The organism is Actinosynnema sp. NPDC059797 (assembly GCF_042732085.1).
Lineage (GTDB): Bacteria > Actinomycetota > Actinomycetes > Mycobacteriales > Pseudonocardiaceae > Actinosynnema.
This window is the reverse complement of the sequence record NZ_JBHWIE010000512.1, coordinates 1-4,034: the sequence shown is the minus strand read 5'-3', so window position 1 is coordinate 4,034 and position 4,034 is coordinate 1. Positions and strand designations below refer to the sequence as shown.

Below are 4,034 nucleotides of genomic sequence, written 5' to 3'. Positions count from 1 at the left end.
GGGCTCGTCCACGTCGGCGGCGTCACCCGGGTCGCCGGGCACGACCTGGGGGCGCGCTCCGGCCGGGCGCTGCGCCTGCTGCGCGCCCGGCACGCGGCCTACGTCGCCCAGGACCCGCGCACCGCGCTGCCGTCGCACCTGCGGGTGCGCGCGCAGCTGGCCGAGGTGCTGCGGGCCAGGGGTGTGGCCCGGTCCGAGGTCGACGGCCTGTCGAGGGCCGCGCTGCGCCGGGCGAACCTGCCGGACGACGACGCGTTCCTGGACCGCCGTCCGCACCAGATGTCCGGCGGTCAGCTCCAGCGCCTCGCGCTGGCCATCGCGCTCACCCACCGGCCGGCGGTCGTCGTCCTGGACGAGCCGACCAGCGCCCTGGACGCGGACAACGCCGACCGGCTGCTCGCCGAGTTCGTCGAGCTGTGCCGGGTCTCCGGCGCCGCCGCCGTGCTGGTGTCGCACGACCTGCCGGCGCTGGCGACCGCCGCCGACCGGCTCGCCGTGGTCGACGGCGGCCGGGTCGTGGAGACCGGGCCGGCCGCGCGGGTGCTCACCGCGCCGACGCACCCCGCCACCAGGCAGCTCGTGGTAGCCGAGGACGCCCCGGTGCGCCGGGAGCCGCCCGAGGAGGCGCCCGACCTGCTCGTGGTCTCCGGGGTCACCGTCCGCCGCCGCGGCGTCGGGGTCGTGCTGGACCGGGCGTCGCTGCGGGCCCCGGCCGGCGGCAGCGCCTGCCTCGTCGGGCCGTCCGGCTGCGGCAAGACCACCCTGTTGCGCGTCGTCGCGGGCCTCATGGCCCCCGCGGAGGGCGGCGTCCTGCTCGACGGCGTGCCGCTGGCCCCGCTGGTGGCCGGCCGCGACGCCGAGCAGCTCCGCCGGGTGCAACTCGTCCCGCAGAACCCCTACGACTCGCTCAACCCGCGGCACACCGTGCGCCGCATCGTCGCCCGGCCGCTGGAGCAGTTCGGCCTGTGCGCCGACGACGAGGCGGTGACCGGCGAGGTGGTCGGGCTGCTGCGCCGGGTCGGCCTCACCGAGCGGCACGCCGACTCGCTGCCCGCCGCCCTGTCCGGTGGCGAGCGCCAGCGGGTCGCCATCGCCCGCGCCCTGGCCGCCGACCCGGACGTGCTGCTGTGCGACGAGGTGACCAGCGCCCTGGACCGCGCGGTCGCGGCGAGCGTGGTCGACCTGCTCTCGGAGCTGCGCGAGGAGCGCGGGCTCACCCTGCTCGTGGTCACCCACGACCCGGCGGTGGTGCGCCGGGTCGGCGGCGAGGTGCACGAGATGGTCGACGGCAGGCCGGTGCTCCGGCCCCGGCCCGCGATGGCCTGAGGGCCCCGCGACGGGCCCGGTGGACAGGCCACCGGGCCGGTCCCCGGGCGCCGGCGGTCAGGACGGGCACGCCCGCGGCGGGCACGCCCGTGGTCAGCCCTCCTCCACGACGACCGCGTGGTCCTTGGCTTCGGGCTGGGCGAACCGGGCCAGCCGCACCGCCTCCGCCTCCAGCGCCTCGCGGTCGGTCGCGGACAGCTTCTCCAGCGGGCGCAGCGCGACGGTGGCCACCCGCCGCTTGACCGCGATCGCCCACGTGCCCGCCACCAGGCCGTCGACCAGGAAGGTCGGCTTGACCTGGAGGTTGGACTTCGCGTACACGACGTCCTTGTGCGCGGCGGGCAGGATGCGCTCCCGGTGGGTGCTCCGGTACGCCAGCAGCGTGCTGTCGAAGGCGGGCAGCAGCTTCACCGGCGCGGGCGCGTCCGCGCCCGGCCGGGGCGCGTCGGGCAGGTCGTACAGCACGCGGCGGCCGTCCTCGGAGAACGTGACGAGGTCGTCCATGCCGGCGAGGGCGTCGCGCACGGGCGGGGTGCGGTGCCCGATCCACGTGGCCACGTCGTCAGCCGCCGCGGGGCCGAACGCGCGCAGGTGCGCCCTGATCACCTCCGCCAGGGCGGCGTCCCGGTCCTCGGCGGCCGGGGGAGCGGCGCGCAGCGCCTCCGGGGCCTTCGCACCCCACTCCCCGTCGGCCGGGGCCCGCACGAACGCGGGCACGCCCCGGAAGGGCCGCCACTTGTACTGCCGCTGGAACGCGATCTCCTCGTCCGTGGTGGCGTCGGGGTGCCGTTCCAGGAACGCCTCGATGAACGCGCACACCTCGTCGGCGGTGCGGGCCCGTTCGGCGGTGTGCTCGCGCAGCTCGGCCAGCAGGCGGTCCATCAGCGGCGCCGGGCCCTCGGTCTTGCGCCGCCAGTCGGCCGCGCCGGTGAGGTCGGTGACCGCCGCGTACGCCGGGTACTGCTCGGCGGCCACCACGTGCAGCGTGCCGCGCAGCAGCGTCGCGAGCAGCACTTCGCCGCGCTCCACCGCGCCGAGGAACGCCTCCGGGGCGAGATCGGCGGTCCTGGTCCACACCGCGACGGGGACCGCGGGCCAGCTCTGCGCCTGCACCGCCCCCACGCGCGCGAGGACTCCCGGGACCGAGTCGTCGATCGGTTCCAGGAGTCCTTGGCGTGCCAGGAGGGCGCGGTTGAGTTCTCGGGTCGTGATGCCGGCCGCGGTCACGTGTCCATGCCTCCACAGTGCGGGTCGTGTCCCGGGTACGGTAACCCGTCCGCGCACCGCGGGGGTGGTCAGGAGCCGACCGCGCCCGTCCGCGCCGCCGCCTGGGCCGCGGCCAGCCGCTCACCGTGCAGTGCCTGCTCCGCGCGGCGGGCGCGCCGCCTGCGGAGCAGGTTGCGGGTGGACACGAACAGGCCGCCGCCGTCGAGCAGCACCGCCACCAGCACGATGGTGGCGAAGTCGAACGAGTTGATCCGGCTCTCCTGGCCGGTGGCGAACAGGAACGCCTGCGACAGGTAACCGATCAGCACGGGCAGGGTGATCGCGAACAGCGAGGCGATCGTGACGCCGCGGCCCAGCAGGTACACCGCCGAGTACCAGCGCACCGACTTCATCTCGCGCGGGCTCAGGTCGGACAGGTCCTCGCGCTTGGGGGAGCGCCACAGCCTGCGCAGGCCGTTGAGCATCCACTTCTCGGTGTCCTTGATCAGGTTCCGGGTCCCGATCGCGGTCGTGATCACGTAGTAGAAGTCGGTGTGCATGAAGAAGAAGCACTGCCACAGCAGGCGGCCGAAGTAGGTCCACAGCGCCGCCGCGGTGAGCCACTGGATCTCCTGGGGCACCGACAGCGCCCCGGTCTCCATCAGCTTGAGCAGGATGATCGCGATCGAGCCGAACACGCCGTCCACGATGGGCCCGGACAGGAACGCGACGTAGCGCTCCTTCTTGGACGCCAGCCAGATGCCGCTCATGTCGGTCTCGGCGACCAGGATGTAGAGCCTGCTGCCGATCCCGATGCGCGCGGGCACGCCGGCCGCGCGGGCCGCCACCAGGTGCGCCACCTCGTGGATGTAGATGCCCACGATCATGATCGCCATGGTCGCCCAGGTGAGCAGGGCGAAGTGCTCGGGGAACAGCAGCACGGTGGCGCCGGGGATGATGCCCGGGTTCAGCACGGCGGTCAGCACGCCGGCGGCGATGACCAGGCCGGCGAGCACGAGGACGGGGGTCGAGAAGATCCGCCGCGCGGTCTTCTGGCTGATCCACTCCATGTGGCTCTTCCAGCGCAGGCCCGGCGCGGGGTCCCCGGCCGGTGCGGCGGCGCCCGAGGCGCCGGTCGCGGTGCCGGCCGCGGCGGTGGCCGTGACGGTCCTCGCCGCCTCGTCGCCGGTCGCGCCGTCCCCGGTCGTGCCGTCCACGGTGATGAAACCCTCGGCGACCATCGCGTCGATGAAGTCGTCGAGGTCGGCGGTCTCGCCGTGCTTCGCCTCGTAGCGGCGGCTCGCCTCCGCGGGCGTGCAGCCCTCGGCGAACCACTCCAGCACGTCGAGGGCCTCCGGGGGGACGCTCAGGAAGACCTGGCGGTCGACGTCGCCGATGACCGCGGAGTCGGCCTCGCGCCGATGCGAGTACGGCAGCACGGTGATCACCGAGTCGGGCGGGTAACCGGGCATCGGTGCGGTCCTTTCTCCTCGTGGGAAACC

Annotated in this window: 3 protein-coding genes; 1 reads left to right on the top strand and 2 read right to left on the bottom strand. The window is 75.0% G+C overall.

Annotated features, from left to right (window positions below):
- Positions 1-1,326: ABC transporter ATP-binding protein (locus tag ACFV4N_RS40755; RefSeq protein ID WP_499678042.1), on the top strand; the 1,326-nt coding region annotated here is incomplete at its 5' end.
- A gap of 93 nt (positions 1,327-1,419) precedes the next feature.
- Here ACFV4N_RS40755 and ACFV4N_RS40750 read toward each other — a convergent pair.
- Both ACFV4N_RS40750 and ACFV4N_RS40745 read right to left on the bottom strand, forming a co-directional pair.
- Positions 1,420-2,553 (bottom strand): winged helix DNA-binding domain-containing protein, encoded by a 1,134-nt coding sequence (locus ACFV4N_RS40750; protein WP_499678041.1) that lies wholly within the window; start codon positions 2,551-2,553, stop codon positions 1,420-1,422.
- 68 nt (positions 2,554-2,621) lie between these two features.
- Entirely contained in the window at positions 2,622-4,004 is a 1,383-nt protein-coding gene (locus ACFV4N_RS40745; protein ID WP_499678040.1) for a zinc metalloprotease, read from the bottom strand.
- Positions 4,005-4,034 lie beyond the last annotated feature (30 nt).

Bases quoted from the DNA above. Each gene is read 5' to 3' on its own strand.
- ACFV4N_RS40745 (WP_499678040.1), bottom strand. From the start codon at position 4,004: ATGCCCGGTTACCCGCCCGACTCGGTGATCACCGTGCTGCCGTACTCG.